This window comes from Streptomyces cacaoi, from assembly GCF_006539165.1.
Lineage (GTDB): Bacteria > Actinomycetota > Actinomycetes > Streptomycetales > Streptomycetaceae > Streptomyces > Streptomyces cacaoi.
Window position 1 is genome coordinate 1 of sequence record NZ_BJMM01000062.1, and the last position, 22,777, is coordinate 22,777.

General features: G+C 71.4%; 17 protein-coding genes and 1 pseudogene. 9 read left to right on the plus strand and 9 right to left on the minus strand.

Features of this window, described 5'->3' with window-relative positions:
* The 3 genes and pseudogenes from SCA03_RS31180 to SCA03_RS31190 form a co-directional block, all read right to left on the minus strand.
* Window positions 1-194: pseudogene (locus SCA03_RS31180) on the minus strand (helix-turn-helix domain-containing protein); the annotation flags it as partial.
* Entirely contained in the window at window positions 194-448 is a 255-nt protein-coding gene (locus tag SCA03_RS31185) for a YkoF family thiamine-binding protein (RefSeq protein ID WP_078873728.1), read from the minus strand. The pseudogene SCA03_RS31180 and the gene SCA03_RS31185, both read right to left, overlap by 1 nt.
* Before the next feature lie 64 nt (window positions 449-512).
* A complete protein-coding gene (locus tag SCA03_RS31190; protein ID WP_030886033.1) occupies window positions 513-1,421 on the minus strand; it encodes a Sco1979 family transcriptional regulator in 909 nt (302 codons plus the stop codon).
* 253 nt (window positions 1,422-1,674) lie between these two features.
* Between SCA03_RS31190 and SCA03_RS31195 the strand changes: the two genes are divergently transcribed.
* Window positions 1,675-2,541: an SAM-dependent methyltransferase gene (locus SCA03_RS31195; protein ID WP_030886035.1), complete on the plus strand. Its 867-nt coding sequence runs from the start codon at window positions 1,675-1,677 to the stop codon at window positions 2,539-2,541.
* 52 nt (window positions 2,542-2,593) lie between these two features.
* On the opposite strand, the gene SCA03_RS31200 is transcribed toward SCA03_RS31195, so the two are convergent.
* On the minus strand, window positions 2,594-4,093 hold the full coding sequence (locus SCA03_RS31200; protein WP_030893929.1) for a hypothetical protein: 1,500 nt from the start codon (window positions 4,091-4,093) through the stop codon (window positions 2,594-2,596).
* 450 nt (window positions 4,094-4,543) lie between these two features.
* Here SCA03_RS31200 and SCA03_RS31205 point away from each other — a divergent pair, with 450 nt between their 5' ends.
* The 5 genes from SCA03_RS31205 to SCA03_RS37080 all read left to right on the plus strand — a co-directional run bounded on the left by SCA03_RS31205 (window position 4,544) and on the right by SCA03_RS37080 (window position 11,527).
* Window positions 4,544-5,362, plus strand: a complete 819-nt coding sequence (locus tag SCA03_RS31205) for a TIM barrel protein (protein ID WP_086815204.1) — start codon at window positions 4,544-4,546, stop codon at window positions 5,360-5,362.
* 57 nt (window positions 5,363-5,419) lie between these two features.
* Complete coding sequence (locus SCA03_RS31210; RefSeq protein WP_030886044.1) at window positions 5,420-6,331, plus strand: 2-hydroxy-3-oxopropionate reductase; 912 nt, start codon at window positions 5,420-5,422, stop codon at window positions 6,329-6,331.
* 190 nt (window positions 6,332-6,521) lie between these two features.
* Window positions 6,522-8,300, plus strand: a complete 1,779-nt coding sequence (gcl, locus tag SCA03_RS31215) for a glyoxylate carboligase (protein WP_170297878.1) — start codon at window positions 6,522-6,524, stop codon at window positions 8,298-8,300.
* A 318-nt stretch (window positions 8,301-8,618) separates the two neighbouring features.
* Window positions 8,619-10,076: a catalase gene (locus SCA03_RS31220; protein WP_086815205.1), complete on the plus strand. Its 1,458-nt coding sequence runs from the start codon at window positions 8,619-8,621 to the stop codon at window positions 10,074-10,076.
* Window positions 10,077-10,450: 374 nt separating this feature from the next.
* Window positions 10,451-11,527, plus strand: a complete 1,077-nt coding sequence (locus tag SCA03_RS37080) for a hypothetical protein (protein ID WP_308698463.1) — start codon at window positions 10,451-10,453, stop codon at window positions 11,525-11,527.
* 105 nt (window positions 11,528-11,632) lie between these two features.
* Here SCA03_RS37080 and SCA03_RS31230 read toward each other — a convergent pair whose 3' ends face one another.
* Window positions 11,633-12,385, minus strand: coding sequence for an SDR family oxidoreductase (locus tag SCA03_RS31230; protein WP_030893916.1), 753 nt, complete (start codon window positions 12,383-12,385; stop codon window positions 11,633-11,635).
* 319 nt (window positions 12,386-12,704) lie between these two features.
* On the opposite strand from SCA03_RS31230, the gene SCA03_RS31235 reads away from it, so the two are divergent.
* Together SCA03_RS31235 and SCA03_RS31240 are read left to right on the plus strand one after the other, a co-directional pair.
* Window positions 12,705-13,814, plus strand: coding sequence for a hypothetical protein (locus SCA03_RS31235; RefSeq protein WP_086815361.1), 1,110 nt, complete (start codon window positions 12,705-12,707; stop codon window positions 13,812-13,814).
* A gap of 91 nt (window positions 13,815-13,905) precedes the next feature.
* Window positions 13,906-14,988: a hypothetical protein gene (locus tag SCA03_RS31240; protein WP_141275783.1), complete on the plus strand. Its 1,083-nt coding sequence runs from the start codon at window positions 13,906-13,908 to the stop codon at window positions 14,986-14,988.
* A 51-nt stretch (window positions 14,989-15,039) separates the two neighbouring features.
* On the opposite strand, the gene SCA03_RS31245 is transcribed toward SCA03_RS31240, so the two are convergent.
* Both SCA03_RS31245 and SCA03_RS31250 read right to left on the minus strand, forming a co-directional pair.
* Window positions 15,040-16,008, minus strand: coding sequence for a helix-turn-helix domain-containing protein (locus SCA03_RS31245; RefSeq protein ID WP_086815359.1), 969 nt, complete (start codon window positions 16,006-16,008; stop codon window positions 15,040-15,042).
* Between the two features lie 672 nt (window positions 16,009-16,680).
* Window positions 16,681-18,366: an AMP-binding protein gene (locus SCA03_RS31250; protein ID WP_030886063.1), complete on the minus strand. Its 1,686-nt coding sequence runs from the start codon at window positions 18,364-18,366 to the stop codon at window positions 16,681-16,683.
* Between the two features lie 368 nt (window positions 18,367-18,734).
* Here SCA03_RS31250 and SCA03_RS31255 point away from each other — a divergent pair, with 368 nt between their 5' ends.
* Window positions 18,735-19,679 (plus strand): endonuclease/exonuclease/phosphatase family protein, encoded by a 945-nt coding sequence (locus tag SCA03_RS31255; RefSeq protein WP_230989024.1) that lies wholly within the window; start codon window positions 18,735-18,737, stop codon window positions 19,677-19,679.
* 30 nt (window positions 19,680-19,709) lie between these two features.
* On the opposite strand, the gene SCA03_RS31260 is transcribed toward SCA03_RS31255, so the two are convergent.
* Together SCA03_RS31260 and SCA03_RS31265 are read right to left on the minus strand one after the other, a co-directional pair.
* Entirely contained in the window at window positions 19,710-20,861 is a 1,152-nt protein-coding gene (locus tag SCA03_RS31260) for an XdhC family protein (protein WP_030886069.1), read from the minus strand.
* A 155-nt stretch (window positions 20,862-21,016) separates the two neighbouring features.
* Window positions 21,017-22,498, minus strand: a complete 1,482-nt coding sequence (locus tag SCA03_RS31265; RefSeq protein WP_086815358.1) for an NCS2 family permease — start codon at window positions 22,496-22,498, stop codon at window positions 21,017-21,019.
* Window positions 22,499-22,777 lie beyond the last annotated feature (279 nt).

The window sequence follows — 22,777 nt, forward strand, 5'->3', positions numbered from 1 at the left end:
AGTATGTGGTCCAACGAGTCGGACAGATGCGGCAACCGCACAGCGACGACGTCCTCGCCCTGCCAGGCCAGCACCACGTCGTCGCCCTGTGCCTCGCCCGGCGCGACCATCTCCCCGCCCATCGCGTCGACCAGCGGCTTGACCGCGACGACGAACGGATGGTCCTCGGACGCGCGCCCACGCTCGTCGCCCATCAGTCCTCGTCCTCCCCGAGCACGTTGACCTGGAGGGAGACCCGGGTGGCTCCGGACTCCAGCGATCTGCGCAGCAGCGCGTCGACAGCGGTCAGCACGGCGTCGGCGGGCCCCTCGGCCGTGTTGCCGAACGGGCCCACGTCCACCGTGTCCATCCCGGCGGCCTGGACCACCTCGCGGGCCACGACCGCGTGCTCGGGAGCCTCGTCCAGATCGAACGGCTCGGTCGTGAACTCCACTCGCAATCGCCTCATGGCCCCCACAGTAGCGACGGCGGCGGACCGCCACCCGGCCGGTACCGGCCGGCGCCGGGCCGGCTCAGCCCAGTTCGGCGTGGAGCGTGCGCAGGAACTCGACGCTCCTGGCGGGCGGGTACGCCTCGGCGGAGAGCCTGTCCATGATCAACGTGTACTGGTCGATCTCTTCCTGCTTGTCGAGATAGACGGCGCTGGTCAGATGCTCCATGTAGACCTTGTCCGGCAGATCCGGGTCGGCGAACCGCAGGATCGTCACCGGCGAGCCGACCGCGGCGCTGCTCACCGCGAACGGCGCCACCTGAAGGGTGATCTCGGGCCGCTCCGCCATCGTCAGCAGATGCTCCAGCTGGGCGCGCATCACCTCGGTACCGCCGAACGGCCGCCGCACCACGGCCTCGTCGACGACCGCCCACAGCCGGGGCGGCTCCTCGCGGTCCAGCACCATCTGCTGGCGCATCATGCGCAGTTCGACGAGCCGGGCGATCTTGCGTGCCTCGGTGTTCGGATAGCCGAGCTTGCTGACGGCGTACGCGTAGTCCTCGGTCTGGAGCAGGCCCGGCAGGAACTGCACCTCGTAGGTGCGGATCATCGACGCCGCCTCTTCGAGGCCGAGGTGCAGTTCGAACCACTCCTCGACGACGTCGCTGTACCGGTGCCACCAGCCGGCCGAGTTGGCGTGCCGGGCCATCTCGAAGAACTCGGCGCGCTTGTCCGGGTCGTGCACCCCGTACAGCGTGAGCAGATCGCGCAGGTCCCGCTCCTTGGCGCCGACCTGCCCGCGCTCCAGCCGCGTGATCTTCGCATGGGAGCCGCGGATGGCCCGCCCGGCGTCCTCGCGGGTGATGTCGCGCTCCTGCCGCAGCCTGCGCAGCCGCACGCCCAGGATGATCCGCAGCGCTGTCGGGCCGGGCAGCGGCTCGCTGCCGGGTCCGCGCGACGGATCACCGATCGGCTGCATCATGGCGGGCATTGCGACTCCCGTGGGTGACTGAGCGGTGGCATCAGTGTGACACCGGCACTCGGTCCGGGTACAGGCGCCCGGAGAATATGCCGACCATTTCGTACCACCGGTCGACGGACCCGCGCGGCCCGGGGCGGACGGCCGCGGTCGGCAACCCGCCCTCCAGGCCGGGGAGTTGAACGCCCGGCACGTGGGCGTCCCGGGGCCGTCGGCGTGTATAGGCTGCTCCCCTGAGAACGTCGCAGGCAACGGGAGGGGCCACATGAACGGGAGCGACGGCGGGACGGGCCGCACCACGCGCCAGGAGCCGGCCGAGCGGGATCTGGGGCTCGACCGCCACCACAGTGCCCGGATCTACGACTACTTCCTCGGCGGCCAAACCAACTTCCCGCCCGACCGCGAGGTCGCCGAGAAACTCCTGGCGGCCTTCCCCGGCTTCCGGCACGCCGCACACGCCAACCGCGCGTTCATGCACCGGGCCGCCCGCTTCGTCGCCGACCACGGCGTCCACCAGTTCCTGGACATCGGCACCGGCATCCCCACCAGCCCGAATCTGCACGAGGTGGTGCAGGCCCAGGTCCCGGCGGCACGCGTCGTCTACGCCGACAACGACCCGATCGTCCTCTCGCACGCCCGGGCCCTGCTGAGCGGGACGCCCGAGGGCCGCACCGTCTACGTCGAGGCCGACGTCACCGAGCCGCAGGGCATCCTGGACGCGCCCGAGCTGCACGAGACGCTCGACATGAGCGCGCCCGTCGCGCTCTGTCTGGTGGGGCTGCTGCACTACATCACCGACGAGATGGACGCGCACGGCATCGTCCGCCATCTCGTCGACGCGCTCGCGCCCGGCTCCTTCGTCGTCCTCTCCCAGTGCACACCGGACTTCGCGCCGGACGAGTGGGAGGAGGCCATGGAGGTCTACCGCGCCGAGAGCGGCAGCGCGCAGGTGCGCCCGCGCGCGGAGTTCGCCAGGTTCTTCGACGGCCTGGAGCTGTTCGAGCCCGGCATCGAGGTCCCGCACAGGTGGCACCCGGAGCCGGACTCCCCCGTGCTCGTCAACGTCCCCGACCCGGGTGAGCGGGCGGACGCGCTCGTCAGCATGTGGGCGGGGGTCGCCCGCAAGCGGTGACGGCCGCCTCGCCGGGCGGCGCTCCGCGGCGGGGTCGCGGTCCCGGCCGCGCTCAGCCGCCGGGCGCGAAGTCCCCCGTGGTGGCGAACCTCGTCCGGTCGCGGGTGCCGGTGCCGCGGGTGATCCACCAGTGCGTGGGGTGCTCCCCGTAGAGGCCGAACAGCACTCCGGCGCCCCAGTCGAGGACGAGTTCGTCCGTGCCGTCGCCGTCGAAGTCCCCGGCTCCGGCGGGCCGCGCGTGCCGCCACTTCGCGGGCGTCTTCTCGCCGTTCGCCGTCGCCGGTCCCTGCCGCAGGATCCGGGTGCGGCGGGCGCCGTCGCGGGAGTCGGGGAAGTCGAAGAAGGTGGCGCCCTGGTAGGTGGCGACGAGGAGGCCGTCGCGGCCGTCGCCGTCCGGGTCGGCTGCCACGTAGCCGCCCGGCCCGTAGTCGGTGCCGGCGCCCCGCGGCACCTTCGGCAGCCGGTGGCGGACGGGCCGCCCGCCGTCGCCGGGGTGGACGGTGAACGTGCCGCCCACACCGGCCGGTTCCGTCCCGTACCCGGGCTCGTCGTTGCGGCTCCCGTCGTCGCCGACGGCCACGTCCCGCTTGCCGTCCCCGTCGAAGTCGCCGAAGGCGTGCGCGTTCCCGCGCCGCAGTTTCTCGCCGGGTCCGGACAGCGGGGTGCCGGGGCGTGCCCGGTAGAGAGTGTTGCCGGTCTGCTCGCCGTCGCTCGTCTCGTCGACGAGGAGCGAGGTGGCGCGGGACTTCCCGGAGGGGTCGAGGGCGTCGGCGACGGGCGTGCCGTCCGACCACGGCAGCGAGGTGTCGGTGCGCGCGGGTACGCCCTGGCGTGAGACGGGCCCGTAGAGCACCACCAGGGACGACCGGTTCTTGGCGAATCCGGCGAGGTCGTGGTGGCCGTCGCCGTCGAAGTCGCCCCGGACGAGGGAGTCCAGACCCTGCCGGGCCGCACCGGCCGGCAGCCGCAGCGGGGTCGCCCCGCCCTTGCCCTGCGGGCCCTCGGGCGAGCCCCAGGTGATGTAGGGGATGCCGCGGGGCGCGATGGTGTCGCCGTCCTCGACCTGCTCGCCGAACACCGGGGTGACGGCGTCGGGGAAACCGTCGCCGTCCAGGTCGGCGGTGACGGTGCGGATACGGCCGCCCGGCTCGACGAGCGGGGTCCCACGGGAGCCCGCCGCCTTGTCGTCCGCGGGCAGGCCCAGGCTGCGCCGGTCCCAGAACGTGCGCACCGTGGGGTCGAGGCCCTTGGCCGAGCCGTGGACGACGGCGAGCCGCCGTTCGCCGCCGGGCTGTTCGGTGTCGCCGGAGGGGACCGGCACGAGCAGGTCGCGGTAGCCGTCGCCGTTGAGGTCGTCGGGGTCCTTGGAGCCCTTGCCCCGGGCCGGCGCACGGCTCGCGCCGGGGGCCTGCGGCACCGCGGTCGCCCCCTTGCCGTTCGGGGAGGACTCGGGCCCGTCTCCCCGCTGCTCGGTTCCGCACCCGGTGAGCGGGGCGAGCACGGCACAGACGGCGCCGAGGGCGAGGGCGGACAGCAGGCTGCGTGGCTTCATGGCCGACACCCTCACATCTTTGCGCGCGTTCCCGGCCGGCGGTGCGCAGTTGTTGTGCGGTCGTCACCGGCCGTTTTCCCGGCGGCGGTGGCCGACGGGCGGCAGCGACGGACGGAGGGCCCGAACTGCGGGCGGGCGTACGGGAGTTGGCACCGAGTGCCAGTGGCGGAGGTCCGGAGGTTCCGCAGGTGGCCGGGCACCGGCTCGTCGCGGGGATTCCCTCTCGACGGGCCTTGACAGGCTCCGGGAATCGGTAGCAGTCTTCCAGTGCGCAGAATACGAGTTCCACATTACGGAAAACATCCTCGGAGCTTCACCCGCGCACCCGGGCCCCCGTCGGCCCGGGGACAACCCCGGCCCTCGTCGGCCCGGGAATCCCCTCGGATCCTCAGCACTTTCAGCACCTTCTCCGACCCCTCGTCACCCACCACGGAAGGGAGTGCGGTCGCAGTGGCCTCCCCGCACCGGTTCACCGTCAACGCCTCGATCCTCTTCACCGAGCTGCCCCTGCTGGAGCGCCCGGCCGCGGTCGCCGCCGCCGGCTTCGACGCGCTGGAGCTGTGGTGGCCCTGGGTCGACGCTCCCGTCCCCGAGCAGTCCGAACTGGACGCGCTGCGCGGCGCGTTGGAGGACGCCGGGGTGCAGCTGACCGGACTGAACTTCTACGCGGGACAGCTGCCCGGGCCCGACCGGGGCGCGCTGTCCATCCCGGGTGAGGAGTCGGAGAAGTTCCGCGACAACCTCGCCGTTGCCGCCGGCTTCGCCAAGTCCGTCGGCTGCACGGCGCTCAACGCGCTGTACGGCAACCGCGTCGAGGACGCCTCCGACGCCGAGCAGGACGCGCTCGCGCTGGAGAACCTCACGCTGGCGGCGCGCGCGGCCGACGACGCGGGCGCCGTGCTGCTCGTCGAGGCGCTCAACGCACCCGAGTCGCCGAAGTGCCCGATCGTCAGCGCCCCCCGCGCCATCGAGGTCGTCGACGCCGTCAACAAGGCGTCCGGGCTCGACAACGCGCGCTTCCTGATGGACCTCTACCACCTGTCCATGAACGGCGAGGACCTCCACGAGGTCATCGACGCGTACACCCCGAAGACCGCGCACGTGCAGATCGCCGACAACCCCGGCCGGGGCGCCCCCGGCACCGGCGAGCTGGACTTCGACGACCTGCTGGGCCGCCTCGCGAAGGCCGGCTACGACGGCTGGATCGGCCTGGAGCACAAGCCGGGCGACAACGGCAGCGCGGCCTCCTTCGGGTGGCTGAAGAAGTAACGGCACGGCGGTGTCCCACCCCGGTCCCCATCCCGACCCCTCAGCGGAAAGGCAGTCATGAGCTACACCCCCGACACCACCCGCATCGGCTTCATCGGCCTCGGCATCATGGGCCTGCCCATGGCCCGCAACCTGCTCAAGGCGGGCTACGAGGTCACCGCCTACGACCGGGACGCGGCGCGCGTCGACGCGCTCGTCAAGGACGGCGGCAAGGCCGCCGGTTCGGTCGCCGAGGCGTCCGCCGCCGGCAATGTGGTGATCACGATGGTTCCGGCCTCCCCGCAGGTCGAGGAGGTCGTTCTCGCCGAGGGCGGCGTCCTGGACCACCTGGAGTCCGGCGGCCTCGTCGTCGACATGTCCTCGATCACCCCGCAGACCTCCGTCCAGGTCGCCGAGGCGGCGCGGGCCAAGGGGCTCAGGGCCCTGGACGCGCCCGTCTCCGGCGGCGAGCCCGGCGCCGTCGAGGGCTCGCTGTCGATCATGGTCGGTGGCGAGCAGGACGACTTCGACGCGGCCAAGCCGATCCTGGAGGTCCTCGGCAAGACGATCGTGCTGTGCGGCCCGGCCGGCTCCGGCCAGACGGTGAAGGCCGCCAACCAGCTCATCGTCGCCGTCAACATCCAGGCCGTCTCCGAGGCCGTCGTCTTCCTCCAGAAGTCCGGTGTGGACCTGCCCGCCGCGCTCGACGTCCTCAACGGCGGCCTGGCCGGCTCGACGGTGCTGACCCGCAAGAAGGAGTCGATCCTGGCCGGCAACTACCAGCCCGGCTTCAAGATCGACCTGCACCACAAGGACATGGGCATCGTCACCGACGCGGCCCGCACGGTCGGCGCCGCCGTGCCGACCGGTGCGCTGGTGGCCCAGCTGGTCGCCGCGCTGCGCCAGCAGGGCGACGGCGGGCTCGACCACTCCGCGCTGCTGCGCGGCGTCAAGCGGCTGTCCGGCGAGGACGCCGACGGCCCCAACTGAGGCCGCCCGGGCCCCCGGTGAGCGCCACCGCGGGCCCGACCGGGCCGGCCGCCGGCCGTGCCGGGCCCACGCGGTCCGGCCGGGGCCCGGCACGGCCCGTCCAGACTCCGGGCGGCGGCGTCGACACTGTCCTGTCGCGCCCAGGCGCCGCCGCCCGGAACCCACCTGCCACCGAACCAGGAGAGTTGCGATGGCCCGTATGACCGCTGCCCGTGCGGCAGTTGAGATCCTCAAGCGCGAGGGTGTGGACACCGCGTTCGGCGTACCGGGCGCGGCGATCAACCCGTTCTACGCGGCGCTGCGCGCCGGCGGCGGCATCGAGCACACGCTCGCCCGCCACGTCGAGGGTGCCTCGCACATGGCCGAGGGCTACACCCGCGCGAAGCCCGGCAACATCGGGGTGTGCATCGGCACCTCGGGCCCGGCCGGTACCGACATGATCACCGGGCTGTACTCGGCCATCGGCGACTCGATCCCGATCCTGTGCATCACGGGGCAGGCCCCGGTGGCGGTGATCGAGAAGGAGGACTTCCAGGCCGTCGACATCGCCTCCATCGCCGCCCCCGTCACCAAGAAGGCGACCACCGTCAAGGAGGCCGCGCAGGTCCCGGGCGTCTTCCAGGAGGCGTTCCATCTGATGCGGTCCGGCCGCCCCGGGCCCGTGCTGATCGATCTGCCGATCGATGTGCAGATGACGGAGATCGAGTTCGACCCGGACACCTACGAGCCGCTGGTCCCGCACCGGCCGAAGGCCACCCGCAAGCAGGCGGAGAAGGCGTTCGACATGCTGGTGGCGTCCGAACGGCCGCTGATCGTGGCGGGCGGCGGCATCGTCACCGCCGACGCGGCCGGACTGCTGGTGGAGTTCGCCGAGCTGACCGGCGTCCCCGTCGTACCGACTCTGATGGGCTGGGGCGCGATCGGCGACGACCACGAACTGCACGCCGGCATGGTCGGGTTGCAGACCTCGCACCGGTACGGCAACGCGACGTTCCTGGAGTCGGACTTCGTCCTGGGCATCGGCAACCGCTGGGCCAACCGGCACACGGGCTCGCTGGACACCTACCGGGCGGGCCGTACGTTCGTGCACGTCGACATCGAGCCGACCCAGATCGGCAAGATCTTCCCGCCGGACTACGGCATCGTCTCCGACGCGCACGCCGCGCTCACCCTGTTCGTCGAGATCGCACGCGAGCGCGCGGCGGCGGGCACGCTGCCCGACCGCGCCAAGTGGGCGGCCTCGGTGCGGGAGCGCAAGTCGCAGCTCCAGCGGCGCACCCACTTCGACAACGTGCCGCTCAAGCCGCAGCGCGTCTACGAGGAGATGAACCGCGCCTTCGGCCCGGAGACCCGCTACGTCTCCACCATCGGCCTCTCCCAGATCGCCGGCGCCCAGTTCCTGCACGTCTACCGCGCGGGCAACTGGATCAACTGCGGCCAGGCGGGCCCGCTGGGCTGGACGGTGCCGGCGGCGCTCGGTGTGGCCAAGGCCGACCCGGAGGGCAGCGTCGTCGCGCTCTCGGGGGACTACGACTTCCAGTTCATGATCGAGGAGTTGGCGGTCGGCGCCCAGCACCGCATCCCGTATGTGCACGTGCTGGTCAACAACTCCTATCTCGGTCTCATCCGGCAGGCGCAGCGCAACTTCGACATGGACTTCCAGGTCAATCTGGAGTTCGAGAACATCAACACGCCGGAGATCGGCGCCTACGGCGTCGACCACGTGAAGGTCGTCGAGGGGCTGGGCTGCAAGGCGCTGCGGGTCACCGAGCCCGAGGCGCTGCTGCCGGCCTTCGAGGAGGCCAAGAAGATGGCGGCCGACCTGCGGGTGCCGGTCGTCGTGGAGGCCATCCTCGAACGCGTCACCAACATCTCGATGGCGGGGGCCGACATCGGCCAGGTCAACGAGTTCGAGGAGCTGGCGGCCAGCGCCGAGCACGCGCCCACCGCGACGGTGCCGCTGGCGTGACGCCACCGCGGTGCGGCACTCCGCACCGCGTCCCGCTCCGCGCGCGAGTGGCTGACGGAGGCGACCTGCCCGGTTTCCGTCACCCGTGGGAACCGCGCGCGGGGGCCGCACGCGCGGCCCGCCAGGGCGGGTGCCGGAGCGCCGCACACCTGCGCTCCGGCACCCGTGCCGCCCTGCCCCCGCGGGCCGGACGGGGCCCGCGTTCCGAGCAACAGCCAAGCTTCAACAAAGTGTTGACGGTGCCGGAGGGCACCCTTACGCTCCAGCATGCGGAAAGTGAATTCCGCACGCGTCTCGCAGGAAGGTCACCACCAAGCGATGTCGAAGCCCATCCTCACGACCGAGTCCGGCGCCCCGGTCGCCGACAACCAGAACTCCGCCTCCGCCGGCATCGGTGGCCCTCTCCTCCTCCAGGACCAGCACCTGCTGGAGAAGCTCGCACGGTTCAACCGCGAGCGCATCCCCGAGCGCGTCGTGCACGCCCGCGGCTCCGGCGCCTACGGGTACTTCGAGGTGACCGACGACGTCACCGGCTGGACCAGCGCCCACTTCCTCGGCGAGATCGGCCGCCGCACCGAGACCTTCATCCGGTTCTCGACCGTCGCCGACAACCTGGGCGGCCCCGACGCGGCCCGCGACCCCCGCGGCTTCGCCCTCAAGTTCTACACCGAGCAGGGCAACTACGACCTCGTCGGGAACAACACCCCCGTCTTCTTCATCAAGGACCCGCTGAAGTTCCCCGACTTCATCCACTCCCAGAAGCGCGACCCGTTCACCGGCAAGCAGGAGCCCGACAACGTCTGGGACTTCTGGGCCCACTCCCCCGAGGCCACCCACCAGGTCACCTGGCTGATGGGCGACCGCGGCATCCCCGCCTCCTACCGCCACATGAACGGCTACGGCTCGCACACCTACCAGTGGACGAACGCCGACGGCGAGGTCTTCTTCGTCAAGTACCACTTCAAGACCAACCAGGGCATCCGCTGCATGAGCAGCGAGCAGGCCGCCGAGGTCTCCGGCAAGGACCCCAACAGCCACCAGACCGACCTGCTCCAGTCCATCGAACGCGGCGTCTACCCGTCCTGGACGCTGTACGTGCAGATCATGCCCGCCGACGAGGCCGCCGACTACCGCTTCAACCCCTTCGACCTGACGAAGGTGTGGCCGCACAAGGACTACCCGCTCCAGCGCGTCGGCCGGCTCGTCCTCGACCGCAACCCGGACAACGTCTTCGCCGAGGTCGAGCAGTCCGCCTTCTCCCCGAACAACTTCGTGCCCGGCATCGGCCCCTCCCCCGACAAGATGCTCCAGGGCCGGCTGTTCGCCTACGCCGACGCCCACCGCTACCGGCTCGGCGTCAACCACACCCAGCTGGCCGTCAACGCGCCGAAGAACACCACCGCGCGCAACTACGGCCGCGACGGTCTCATGGCGTCCAACGCCTACGACCGCCACGCCAAGAACTACGAGCCCAACTCCTACGACGGCCCCGCCGAGACCGGCGCACCGCTGTCGGCGCCGCGCCCCGTCGCCGGCTGGACCGGCACCCACGAGGCGCCCGCGCACACCAAGGACGACGACTTCTTCCAGGCCGGCGAGCTGTACCGGCTGATGTCCGAGGAGGAGAAGAAGCGCCTGGTCGCCAACATCGCCGGCGGCCTCTCGCAGGTCTCCCGCGAGGACGTCGTCGAGAAGAACATCGCCCACTTCGCCGCCGCCGACCCCGAGTACGGCAAGCGCGTCGAAGAGGCCGTGCGCGAGCTGCGCGAGGGCTGAGCACCGCGCGGCCCCGCGCGGGCCGCGCACCACGGACGGCGCGCCGGGACGATTGGGAGGTCTCCCGGTCGCGCGCCCCCCGTGCGGAAACGGTCGGTGTGATGAGGGGTGGCCGTTTCCGCACGGGGGCAACCCGTGCCCGGGCCCCGCGCCGTGCGAACCACCCACCAGGCCGGGCCACTTGGTCCCCTCCTCGGCCCGACCACCCGCCGACCGCGGTCCGCGCGCACCGCCCGGGAACCCGCACGACCCGCGGAACCTGCACGACCCGCAAGACCCGCAACGAGCTGTCCACCGGCTCTTCGCCAACGGGCCCGTCTCGGGGACGATGGGGTACAGCTCGATCGCCCGTCCGAACCGCGGGAGCCGAACCGATGGCTTTGACTGTGCTCGTGCGCTGCCCCTTCTGCCGACGTGAGCACGCGTACACGGCGCCCGTCTACCCCTGCGGCTGCGGCGTGCCCCTCACCCTGCCCGTACAGGACTCCGCAGCGCCCGCCCGGATACACCACCGCACCTGGGCCGGCTCGTGGGTGCCCGTACGCTGTGCCTCCTGCGGCGCCGTCCAGGAATGGCCGCAGCCCGAACTCGGCTGCCCCTGCGGCACGTTACTCCGCGTCCCCGTGGCCCGCACCGATTCCGGCGAGGCCCGCGCCACCCCGGAACACGGCACCCCCACCGACCCGGACGCCCTCCCCGGCCCGCACACGGACCACCCCCGGCCCACCGGGAACGCACCCGCCGACCCCCTTGACCCGGACCCGGTCACCGCCGGACCCGTCGACGCCGACCCCGACACCGCCGGACCTTCTGCCGAACCGCGCACCGCACGGCCCACGGAGGACGAACCGGACGCCGCCCGACGCCCGGGCGGGGGGCAGGAGTCGCAGAACACACAAGGGGCCGGGAGCGCGCAGAACGCACAGGAGCCGCAGGACGCGCAAGGGCCCCGGGCCGGGCAGGAGCCCAGGAGCGGGCAGGAGTCCGGGAGCGGGCAGAGGCCGCAGGGCGTGCGGGGTTCGGGGCGCCGCTCCGGGCCGGGGCCCGCCGCCGCTCCCACGCCCATCCCCCGCCCCGCCTTCGAACCCGTGACCATACGCACCGCGCAGGACGCCAAGACCGCCGCCGCCCAGTACCTGCGCTGGCTCGGCTTCACCGGCATCCAGGTCACCGCGCGCATACCCGCCTCCGGAATCGACCTGCGCGGCCCCGGAGTCGTCGCCCATGTCGACCCCTCGACGGCCCCCACCGCCCTGCGCGAGATCGAGACCCTCTGGCTCAACGGCCTCAACGACTCGGCCGTGCCCGTCTGCTTCTCCCTCGCCGGTTACACCCGGGAGGCCCGCTACCGCGCCGAGGAGCTGTCCCTGGCGCTGTTCGTCCTGGACCTCACCGGCACCCCGTGCCCGGTCAACACCCCGGCGGACCACCTCATCCGCGCACCACGCTGAGGCGTGACGAGCCTCCGGACGCCGCGGCCCGGCGGGGCTCAGGACGCTGAGGCGTGACGAGGCGCCGTCCGGCGCCGTCCGGGCAACGGAACGGCGGCCCCGCCCTCAGATCTGGTTGACGCCCCCGTCCACGAACAGCTCGGACCCGGTGGTGAAGCTGGACTGATCCGTCGCGAGGAACAGCAGCATGGCCGCGACCTCGTCCGCCCGCCCGATGCGCCGCATGGGAATGGACTCCACGAGGCCGTCCCGGAACTTCCGCTGTGCACGCGGCTCGTCGCCGGCCAGACTGTCCACGGCCGGGGTCTCGATGGGGCCGGGGCTGACGGCGTTGACCCGGATACCGCGCGACGCCAGCTCCGCGGCCCAGGTACGGGCAAGACTGCGCACGGCTGCCTTGGTGGCGTTGTAGACGCCCATGTTCCGCACGCCGCGCCCGGCGTTGGTCGAGCAGTTCAGAATCACCGAGGCGCCGTCCGGCAGCAGCGGAAGCGCCTTCTGGACCGTGAACAGCACGCCCTTCACGTTGATGTCGAAGGCGCGGTCGAAGTCCTTCTCGGTGGTCCTGGCGAGCGGCGCCAACCCACCGCCGCCGGCATTGGCGAAGACCACGTCGAGGCGACCGCTGCGCTCCCGGATCGTCGCGAAGAGCGCGTCCAGCGACGCGAGATCGGCGACATCGCCCGGAACGGCCACGGCCCGCTCCCCGATCGACTCGGCAGCCGCGTTCAACTCCGCCTCCCGGCGGCCGGTGAGATAGACCAGCGCGCCCTCGTCGACGAAACGCCGTGCGGTGGCCAGGCCGATTCCGCTGCTGCCACCGGTGACGAGAGCGATCCTGTTGTCGAGCTGTCCCACGACGGCACCCACTCCTTCGTTGAGGCGGACGGTTCGCGAAGGTCCGACACCGCTCGCGACCGTACTCCCGGAAATCTAAGGAAAGTTCGCGGAAGCCGACATCGGTGTGCCACGGATCGGCCTTCCTTCTCTGTTGTCACAGAGGCGCCGGCTCCGCCCCCGCGCTCGGGCGCGCGAGCCGCCACAGAACCGTTTGCACTGGCCAGACGGCTGCGGGGTTGCGACCGGCACTCCCCCTGCGATCTCATTCCCGGGTGGCGAAGAAGCCGGCCCACCGCCCGGAAACCCGCCGGACCGCACCGACTCACCCTGGGAACCAGTGCCGCTCATACCCGGAAAGACCCTGTTCGCCAAGAAGCCGATCGTCCTCGGCGCACTCGCGGTCGCCCTCGCCGCAGCGCTCACCGCAGCGCTGCTCCTCGCCTCCGGACACGACCCGGATGAGCCGAAGAGCTTCTGCTGGGGCCGGTTGACGCCTCGCGATGTCGGCCGGATCAGCGCGTGGCGCGGGGAAGAGTATTCCGCGCTCGATTCGCCACGGACCGACTACACCGGATACAAGAAGCAGAACTTCCCGGATTGCACCCTGTTCCAGAGCCATGCACACCTGGCCAGCATTTCCGTGAGCAAGTCCCTCGAAAATGCACCTTGGGGGAAACACGGGCTGCATTTTCGCGCGGAGTACAACTCTGTGGCTCCCATGCCGCAAGGCATCACAGGCTGGACGGGGGTTCCGGACAAGCCCGAATACCCCTCTGCGCAGATCATCCTGCCAAAAGCCTGCCGCAAGCCGTTCCGCACCGGCAGGTCCGACGTCCAGTTGCGCGTCGACCTGTACGGCCGCCAGGAAGACCACTGGAGCGACACCTCGACTCGCGAACGCATGACGCACATCGCCACCAAGGTCGGCGACCACCTCACCAGGAAATACAAGTGCGGTGACGAGAACTGGCAGAAGAAGGCCCGGGCCGCCGCCGCCCCCAGTTCGCAGTTCGACCACGTCGACCCCGCGAACGTATGCCGACTCCGCGACCTGAAGGTCTTCACCGAACCGGAAGCCGCCGAGCAGGTCCGCCAACGCACCGCAGGAACGATCGAGGACACCTGGAACTGCGTCACCGTGCTCAACAAGAGGCTCCAGCAAAAGCGCCGCGCCGACGGGGAAACCACCCTGGCGGCCTTCACCACCACGCGGAACCCGTACTACGTCGCGGAGTTCAAGAGGAACTACGGCAACAGCACATCGGGCAAGGACTTCACAGCCAGGATCGTCCGGTGCGGCAGCCGGGAGTACCTGTTGGACGCGATGTACCCGCCCCCGGACGAGGGCGACGCCGGCAAGTTCGGCGAGAAGAACCTCCTGGACGGGGACACGCTGTACGCCGACTTCGAGAAGGCGTTCAAGCAGCGGGCGCAGTGCGCTGGTTGACCCCCGACTCCCCCGCGTGAGCACCGCAAGAAGTGCGTCACCGGACCGACGCATCGATGGAGAACCAGTGCCGCCCACACTCCACAAAACATTGCGCGCAAAGAAATCTCTCGTCATCGCCGCCGTCGCCCTTCCCCTGGCCGCAGCCCTCGTCGTCACTCTGGCCCTCACCTCGAAGCACGGCTCAACCGAGCCACGGGCTTTCTGCTGGGGGCAGCTCAGCCGGCGGGATCTGGGTCAGTTGAGCACGGGGAAGGGGGGCGGATATTCCGCGGAGGACGAACCGCGGGCCTACTACTCCGGTTACCAGAAGCGGAAGTTTCCGCTCTGCAATATCTCCCAGGGCGGTGCTTGGCTGGCCGAGATCTCCGTACGGCCCTCGCTGCACAACTCTCCCTGGGGCAGTGACGGCCTGGACAGACGCGCGGTGTACGAGTCCGCAGCCCCCATGCCCCACGGCATCACCGGCTGGACAGGAATTCCGCACAAGCCCCAGTGGCCCTCTGCGCAGCTCCTGCTCCCGGAAGCCTGCCGCGAACCGTTCCGCACCGGCGACTCGGACGTCCAACTGCGCGTCATCCTGCGCAACCGCCAGGAGGAACGCTGGAGCGACACCTCGACCCGCGAGCGCATGACGCACATCGCCACCAAGGTCGGCGACCGCCTCACCAGGAAATACAAGTGCGGCGACGAGAACTGGCAGAAGAAGGGCCAAGGCGCCACGCCCACCTCGAAGTTCGGACACGTCGGCCCCGCCAACGTATGCCGACTCCGCGATCTGAAGGTCTTCACCGAACCGGAAGCCGCCGAGCAGGTCCGCCAACGCACCGCAGGAACGATCGAGGACACCTGGAGCTGCGTCACCGTGCTCGACAAGAGACTCCAGGAACAGACCTCCACCGACACAGGTGCCACCCTGGCCGCCTTCACCACGACCAGGAATCCGCACCACCTCACGGAATTCAAGGAGGCCCACGGAAGCAGCGCATCGGGCAAGGGCTTCACAGCCAGGATCGTCCGGTGCGGCAGCCGGGAATACCTGTTGAACGCCAAGTACCCGGTCCCGGACAAGAGCGACGCCGGCAAGTTCGGCGAGAAGAACCTCCTGGACGGGGACACGCTGTACACCGACTTCGAGAAGGCGTTCAAGCAGCGGGCGCAGTGCGGTGGTTGAAAACGCCGGTTCGGCGTGCGGCGGGCGGGAGGCGAGGGGAAGCCCTGCCGGTCACATCCCTTCCACAGCCTTGCGGAGTGCAGCCTTGTGCTCCCATGTCCAGGGCGCGTCCCTGAGTTCCTCGGGCAACCCGGCCAGGCCGGCCTCCAGATGACCGGCCGCATCGCTGTACCGGTGCAGGGAAAGGAGACAGATTCCCATGTTGAGCCGGTTGAAGTCCGGAGTGAGCCAGTACGCGGTGGCGGGCGGAGGCAGTGCGGCGGCCTCGTCTGTCAGTTTCTCGGCCCTTTCGACCATGTGGAGCGCCGGCGTGAGCGCGCCCATATCCGCCAGCCCGCCTGCCGCTTGCAGATAGTCGCCGATGCGTTGCGCCGGGTGTGCCCCCGGTGTACCTGCCGCCGCGGCGAACCACCGGGCCACGCCCTGTGGTCGCCCTTGTCGCCGAGAGACATATCCCTTGAAGTTGAGTGCCTGTGCCGCCAGGGTGCCGTTTCGGGCTTCGTCAGCAAGCTCGACCGCGTCGTTCAGCAGGCGTACCGCCTCTCCGTCCCTGCGGAGCTGAGCAAAAAGCCAGCCGGAGAACTGAACCCATTCCGAGGCGACCTCGGCGAGCCGGTCGCGATACGGCCCTCTGGCACCTCGGAGCATCCGAAGGACGTCCCGTGTCTGTCTCAACGCAGCCGGCACGACGTGCTCAGGCGGCGTCGAATCGTCGAGCCGCCGGTACGCGGCCAGCACTCCGGCGAGAGACTCCACCGTTCGCCCGTCCAACCTGGACGGTTCGGCAGCCGTCCTGGCGACACGTGCCGCGTCGTCCTCCGCGAGGAGCGCGTCGACCAGTGCTCCATCGGCACCGACAAGGGTGTCCATCGCTGACGCGAGGCTCCGCGACGGCTGCTGCTTTCCGTTGAGCACGCGTGACAGGTAGGCCGGGTCGTAGTTCATGGCCCGCGCGGCAGCCTTCATCGAGTAGCCACTGTCCGTCAGCGCCCGGCGGGCGAGTTCGGCGAAGTCACGCATCGCAAACCTCTGTGGGTTGACCTGTGGTGTCTCCAGAGTAGTCAACCCGGGTCAACTCCCGTGTGAGCACTGCGTGCTCAAGCATGTACAGGCGCAAGGCTTCGCGGCACGACGTGTGCGTGCGGAGCGTGGTCCTAGGCCCCAGGAGATCGGCTCCGTGTTCAGCCCCACACCCAGTAGTCGGCCCGCCGAAGCCCCGTACCCGGCTCATGGAACACGTACAGCAACGTGGCCATCCGTGGCGGCTCTTCGGGTCGGCGCCACGGTGCGCGTGCCCGACGACGATCGGCCCATGCGTGTGATGGCTGTGGAACCTTATGCTGCTCCGAAGCGGCCCGAGGAGTTCCGGGACAGCGTCGCTACGGCGTTCGTCCGCCCGCTTCGAGGGGGCCTGGAGCGCACCTACCCCGCCGAGGCGCTGGAACCGGCATGTGATCACGGGGAACTGCACGAAAGCGACGACGGCAAGCGTTGTGTGCGCTGCGGAAGCCTGATCTACCCGGCCCCCTCATCGTGAAGCGCAACCTGCTCCTCGCCCCCCACCTGGCGAGCGCAGGGCGCCGAGGTCCAGCTTTTTGGCCTGGCCCTCGGGCGCAGGGAGGCGGGGTCGGCCGTAAGCGGGGCCGCGATGTGCACGGACGGATCCGCGGCCCCCGGCGGGCAGGCGGCAGCTCAGCGTTCCCGGTGTTCCGTGCCCGGGGTGCCCGTCTCGCCCGCCGCGTGGGCCCGTAGTTCGACGCGGCGGATCTTGCCGGAGATCGTTTTGGGCAGGTCGGCGAACTCCACGACGCGGACACGCTTGTAGCCGGGCAGGCGGGTGCGGGAGTGGGCGAACAGGGCGTGGGCCGTCTCCTCGGTGGGGGACCAGCCGTCCGCGAGGACGATGTACGCCTTGGGGACGGCCAGGCGCACGGGGTCGGGTGAGGGGACGACGGCCGCCTCGGCGACGGCCTCGTGCTCCAGCAGCACGCTCTCCAGCTCGAACGGACTGATCTTGTAGTCCGAGGCTTTGAAGACGTCGTCGCTCCGCCCGACGTAGGTGAGGTAGCCGTCGGCGTCGCGGGAGCCGATGTCGCCGGTGCGGTAGTAGCCGTCGGCCATGGCGGCGGCCGTGCGCTCCGGGTCGCCGTGGTAGCCGGTGGTGACGCCGACGGGGCGGCGGGACAGGTCGATGCAGATCTCGCCCTCGGTGGCGCCGGGTTCGCCGGTGACGGGGTCGAGCAGGGTGATGTCGTAGCCGGGCGTGGGCCGGCCCATGGAGCCGGGCTTGACGGGTGAGCCGGGGGTGTTGGCGACCTGGACGGCGGTCTCGGTCTGGCCGAAGCCGTCCCGGATGGTGGTGCCCCAGGCCCGGCGGACGTGCTCGATGACCTCGGGGTTGAGCGGTTCGCCGGCGGCGACGACCTCGCGGGGGACGGTGCGCAGCCGGGTGAGGTCGGCCTGGATGAGCATGCGCCACACCGTCGGCGGGGCGCAGAAGCTGGTGACGCCGGCGCTGTCCATCTCGGACATGAGCCGGGCGGGGTCGAATCGGGTGTAGTTGTGCACGAAGATCGTCGCTTCGGCGTTCCAGGGGGCGAAGAAGCTGGACCAGGCGTGCTTGGCCCAGCCCGGCGAGGAGATGTTGAGGTGGACGTCGCCGGGGCGCAGGCCGATCCAGTACATGGTCGCCAAGTGGCCTGCCGGGTAGGAGAGATGGGTGTGTTCGACCAGCTTGGGCAGGGCCGTCGTGCCGGAGGTGAAGTAGAGCAGGAGGGTGTCGTCGCCGCGGGTCGGCCCGTCGGGGGTGAAGTCCGTCGCCGCCTGCCGGGCTTCCTCGTAGGCGAGCCAGCCCGGTGCGGGGGTGCCGCCGGAGCCGACGGCGATGCGGGTGTAGTCGCCGGGCAGCCCGTCGAACTTGGCGGTGTCGGCCGCGCGGACGAGGACGTGGCGGGCACGGCCGCGGCGCACCCGGTCGGCGAGGTCGTCGGGGCCGAGCTGCGGGGTGGCGGGGATGACGACGGCGCGCAGCTTCATCAGGGCCAGCAGCGATTCCCACAGCTCGCTCTGGTTGCCGAGCATGACGATGACGCGGTCGCCCGGTGCGACGCCCTGTGCCCGCAGCCAGCAGGCCAGTTGGTCGGAGCGGGTGCGCATCTCGTCGTAGGTGACGCGCTCCTCGGTACCGTCCTCCTCGACGAGGTGCAGGGCGAGCCGGTCGTTGCCCTCGGCGATGCGGTCGAACCAGTCCAGCGCCCAGTTGAAGTGCTCGGGCCGGGGCCAGTCGAAGGCGGCGCGTGCGGCCTCGTGGTCCGTGCGGTGCCGCAGCAGCGTGTCGCGTGCCGCGCGGAACTCCTCGGTGGCTGTGGACGGGCTCATGTCGCTCCTTGTGTCGTACGGCACCCGGCCGCCCGGCTGCCGGGCCCCGGTGGGTGGGGCCACGGGCGGGCGCTGGCGCACATCGTGTCCAACGCGGTGGCCGGAACACCAGCCCTGAACTGCGGCGAACCGCACCGAGGGCCGCGCCTGGCCACGCACCGCCGTCCGGCTGCGCGGCTCGAACTCCCGTACCGCACGGGGCGATCGGCCTCCGTACCGGTGTCCCGGGCGGGTCCCGGGGTGGGCTGGGCGTGGTGTCCGCCGCGGCGTACGGCATCATCGAAGGCGTGGACACGGGGGAAGATTCCAGACGGCGCGGACCGTACGCGGCCGGAGGCGACGGGCGCGGGCGCCGTCGCCGGCATCCCGTGCCGGCCGCCGTGGCGGCGCTGGTGCTGCTGGGGCTGACGGCTGTGCTCGTCGCCCGGGGCACCGACAGGGACGGGCCGACGCCGTTGCCGCAGCTGCTGGCGTTCCTGCCCTGGCTGCTGGCGCCGGGCTGGCTGGCGCTGCTGGCCGCGGTGCTGGCCCGCCGTGCGCTGCTGGTGGTGTGGGCGCTGGGGGTGTTGGCGGCGACGGGCTGGTACGTGCAGCCGTACGGACCGGCCGCGCCGGACGGGGCCGAGGAGCGCCCGGCGAAGGCCAGGTTCCGGGTGCTGACGGCGAACCTCCAGCGCGGTGGCGCCACGGACGCGCTGGTGGAGCTGGCGCTGCGGGAGCGGCCCCAGGTGCTCGCCGTGCAGGAGTGCGACCACCGCTGTGTGCGGGCGCTTCAGGCGCCGCGGCTGCGGGAGGCGTATCCGCACCGGGTCGTGGCGGGGGTGGACGGCGGGGCGCGCGGTTCGGCGCTGTTGAGCCGGTATCCGCTGCGCAGGACCGCCGGTGTGCCCGGGGAGTTGGCGATGCCGGGGGCGGTCGCCCGGATCGGCGGCGAGCGGGTGCGCATCCAGGTGGCGCATCCGATGCCGCCGACGCCCGGCGACCTGGACACCTGGCGCCGGGAGCTGGACCGGCTGCGGCGGCTCGCTGCGGACCGTGACGGCCTGCCCACGCTGATCGCCGGGGACTTCAACTCCTCGCAGGACCACGCCGCGTTCCGCGCCGTCCTCGCCACGGGGATGCACGACGCGGCCCGCTTGGTGGGGATGTCACGGACGCCCACGTGGCCGTCGCGTACCGCTCCTCCGCTGGGGGCGCAGATCGACCATGTGCTGCTCAGCAAGGAACTGGTGCCGCTGGACGGCTCGTTCCACGATCTGCCGGGCTCGGACCACCGCGCGTTCCTCGCCGACGTCAAGCTCTTCCCGCGCTGAGCGGGCCGCCCGCGCCCGGCAGCCGGGTGTTCAGCCGGCCGCGCGCCCCTGGGTGAGCGGGGCGCCGGGAGTGTCGTGGTGGATGGGCGTGTGGGCGCCGTTGAGCGGGACGCCGGTGCCGCCGTGCCGGCAGGCGACGATCTCGGAGGCGATGGACAGCGCCGTCTCCTCCGGTGTCCTGGCCCCCAGGTCGAGCCCGATCGGGGAGCGCAGCGCGGCGAGTTCGAGCGGCGTCAGCCCCACCTCGCGCAGCCGTCGCAGCCGGTCCTCGTGGGTGCGCCGGGAGCCCATGGCGCCGACGTAGGCGACGGGCAGCCGCAGCGCGCGCTCCAGCAGCGGCACATCGAACTTGGCGTCGTGGGTGAGGACGCAGATGACGGTGCGGGCGTCCACGTCCTGCGAGTCCAGGTAGCGGTGCGGCCAGTCGACGACGATCTCGTCGGCGTCGGGGAAGCGGCTCCGGGTGGCGAAGACGGGCCGCGCGTCGCACACGGTGACGTGGTAGCCGAGGAATGTGCCGACGCGTACCAGGGCGGCGGCGAAGTCGATGGCGCCGAAGACGAGCATGCGCGGCGGCGGCACGGAGGATTCGACGAGCAGGGTGACGGGCCGCCCGCACATGCTGCCGTCGGCGCCGAGGGTGACGCCGGCGGTCCGTCCGGCGGCGAGCAGGGCGCGGCCCTCGGCCGCCGCCGAGGCGTCGAGCTGCGGGGCGCCGCCGAGCGTGCCGTGCGCCTCTCCCCGCTCGTCCAGCCACAGGGAGCCGCCGAGGAGTTCGCGCGGGCCGTCGACGATCCGTACGAGCGCGGTCTCCCGGCCGTCGGCCGCGGCGCGCGCCGCCCGGGCGAACACGGGCCGGAGCGCGGCGTCGGCGCGGACCGGGGTGACCAGGATGTCGATGGTGCCGCCGCAGGTCAGGCCGACGGCGAAGGCGTCCTCGTCGCTGTAGCCGAAGGTCTGGCGCACGCTGGAGCCGGACTCCAGCGCCTCCTGGCACAGCTCGTAGACGGCGCCCTCGACGCAGCCGCCGCTGACGCTGCCGACGGCCTCGCCCCCGGTGTCGACGGCGAGCGCGGCGCCCGGCTGGCGTGGCGCGCTGCCGCCGACGGAGACGACGGTCGCGACGGCGAAGTCGCGTCCTTCCTCGCACCAGCGGTGCAGCTGAGCGGCGATGTCCAGCATGTGCGTTCTCCTCGGGGACGTGGGTGGCCGGGCGGAGCGGGACCCTACGCGGGGGCTGCGCCCGGCCCGCGCGCGGGGAAGCCCGCCCGTCGTGTTCGCCGCGTTCGCCGCGTTCGCCGCGTGCGGGCACGAGCAGACTTCCCCGGGCGCGTGTTCTATTTCGCCCCCAGCCACCCTTCGATCGGATGGATCGCGAAGTAGGCCAGGAAGACGAGGGACAGGATCCACATCAGCCATCCGGGCTCGCGGAACTTGCCCTGGACGGCCTTGATCAGGACGTATGTGATGATTCCGGCGCCGATGCCGGGCGTGATGGAGTACGTGAACGGCATCAGGACGACGGTCAGGAAGACCGGGATCGACGTGGCCGGATCGGACCAGTCGATGTGCATGGCGTTGGTCATCATCATCGAGCCGATGACGACCAGCGCCGCGGCGGCCACCTGCGGAGGGATCACCTGCGCGAGCGGCGTGAAGAACAGGCAGAGCGCGAAACCGAGGCCCGTGACCACGCTGGCCAGTCCGGTGCGGGCGCCGTCGCCGACCCCCGCCGTGGACTCCACGAACACCGTCTGGCCGGAGGCACCGGCGGCGCCGCCGATGATGCCACCGGCACCGTCGATGGTCAGCGCCTTGTTCAGCCCCGGCATCCGGCCCTTCTCGTCGGCGAGCCCGGCCTGCTGGCCGATGCCGATGATGGTGCCGATCGCGTCGAAGAACCCGGCCAGCACGAGGGTGAAGACGATGACGCCGATGGAGATGGCACCGACGTGGCCCAGCCCCGTGAAGGAGACGTCGCCGAGCAGTCCGAAGTCCGGTGAGCTGACGAACGAGCCGGGCAGCTCGGGGGCGTTGCGGCCGCCCCAGTCCTGCTTCGTCAGATCGGCGAACTGGTGGACCAGCGCGGCGAAGACGGTCCCGCTGACGATGCCGATCAGGATCGCGCCGGGCACCTTGCGGGCCTGGAGCGCGAAGATCAGCAGCACGGTGAGCGCGAAGCAGAGCACCGGCCAGCCGGTGAGGCCGCCGTCGGTGCCGAGCTGGATGGGCTTCTCGCCGGGGACCCCGCCGGGGCCGCCCATCGAGGTGACGAAGCCGGCCTGCACCAGACCGATCAGGCAGACGAACAGGCCGATGCCCATCGTGATCGCGTGCTTGATCGCCAACGGGATGGCGTTCATGATCAGCTCGCGCAGCCCGGTGACGACGAGGAGGACGATCACCGCGCCGTATATCAGACACATGGCCCAGGCGTTGCCCCAGGTCATCTCCGGGACGACCTGGAAGGCCATGACGGCCGAGACGCTGAGCCCGGCCGCGAGCGCCAGCGGCACATTGCCGATGAAGCCCATCACGAGCGTGGTCACGGCGGCGGCCAGCGCGGTCGCGGTGGTGACCTGGCCGCCGTCCAGCTTGTGGCCCGTCACGTCCGGGACGGACAGGATGACGGGGTTGAGCAGGATGATGTAGGCCATGGCCATGAACGTGGTGACGCCACCACGGACCTCACGGCCGACCGTCGATCCTCTGTCTGTGATGTGGAAGTACCGGTCGAGCCACGAACGACCGGCGGGGACGCGCGAGCCGTCGCCCGCGTCCTCCGGGGTCGTCGTCGGCCCGACTTTCGACTGGGTCATGTGTGCTGACTCCCAAATTCCTAGGGGCACCCGGTAGGGAAACCGGGGTCTGGGATGCGCACGACCCGGGGGACGGCCCGAGCCGCCATGGTGCGGCCACCGTGCCCGCGCGCTGCGGGCCCGGCGCCGAACTCTCGACTGCCGGCGGACGGCGTGAACAGGAGTGGAACGGTGGAGCAGTGAGGGAGCGGTGAGGGACCGGTGGTGCCCCCTGCCCCGCCCCGCCGCTCCCCCGCCGCACGGCACACGGCGCACGAGAAGCGGGGCACGGGACGGGAC

Bases quoted from the DNA above. Each gene is read 5' to 3' on its own strand.
- SCA03_RS31185 (WP_078873728.1), bottom strand. From the start codon at position 448: ATGAGGCGATTGCGAGTGGAGTTCACGACCGAGCCGTTCGATCTGGAC.
- SCA03_RS31190 (WP_030886033.1), bottom strand. From the start codon at position 1,421: ATGCCCGCCATGATGCAGCCGATCGGTGATCCGTCGCGCGGACCCGGC.
- SCA03_RS31195 (WP_030886035.1), top strand. From the start codon at position 1,675: ATGAACGGGAGCGACGGCGGGACGGGCCGCACCACGCGCCAGGAGCCG.
- SCA03_RS31200 (WP_030893929.1), bottom strand. From the start codon at position 4,093: ATGAAGCCACGCAGCCTGCTGTCCGCCCTCGCCCTCGGCGCCGTCTGT.
- SCA03_RS31210 (WP_030886044.1), top strand. From the start codon at position 5,420: ATGAGCTACACCCCCGACACCACCCGCATCGGCTTCATCGGCCTCGGC.
- gcl (WP_170297878.1), top strand. From the start codon at position 6,522: ATGGCCCGTATGACCGCTGCCCGTGCGGCAGTTGAGATCCTCAAGCGC.
- SCA03_RS31220 (WP_086815205.1), top strand. From the start codon at position 8,619: ATGTCGAAGCCCATCCTCACGACCGAGTCCGGCGCCCCGGTCGCCGAC.
- SCA03_RS37080 (WP_308698463.1), top strand. From the start codon at position 10,451: ATGGCTTTGACTGTGCTCGTGCGCTGCCCCTTCTGCCGACGTGAGCAC.
- SCA03_RS31245 (WP_086815359.1), bottom strand. From the start codon at position 16,008: ATGCGTGACTTCGCCGAACTCGCCCGCCGGGCGCTGACGGACAGTGGC.
- SCA03_RS31250 (WP_030886063.1), bottom strand. From the start codon at position 18,366: ATGAGCCCGTCCACAGCCACCGAGGAGTTCCGCGCGGCACGCGACACG.
- SCA03_RS31260 (WP_030886069.1), bottom strand. From the start codon at position 20,861: ATGCTGGACATCGCCGCTCAGCTGCACCGCTGGTGCGAGGAAGGACGC.
- SCA03_RS31265 (WP_086815358.1), bottom strand. From the start codon at position 22,498: ATGACCCAGTCGAAAGTCGGGCCGACGACGACCCCGGAGGACGCGGGC.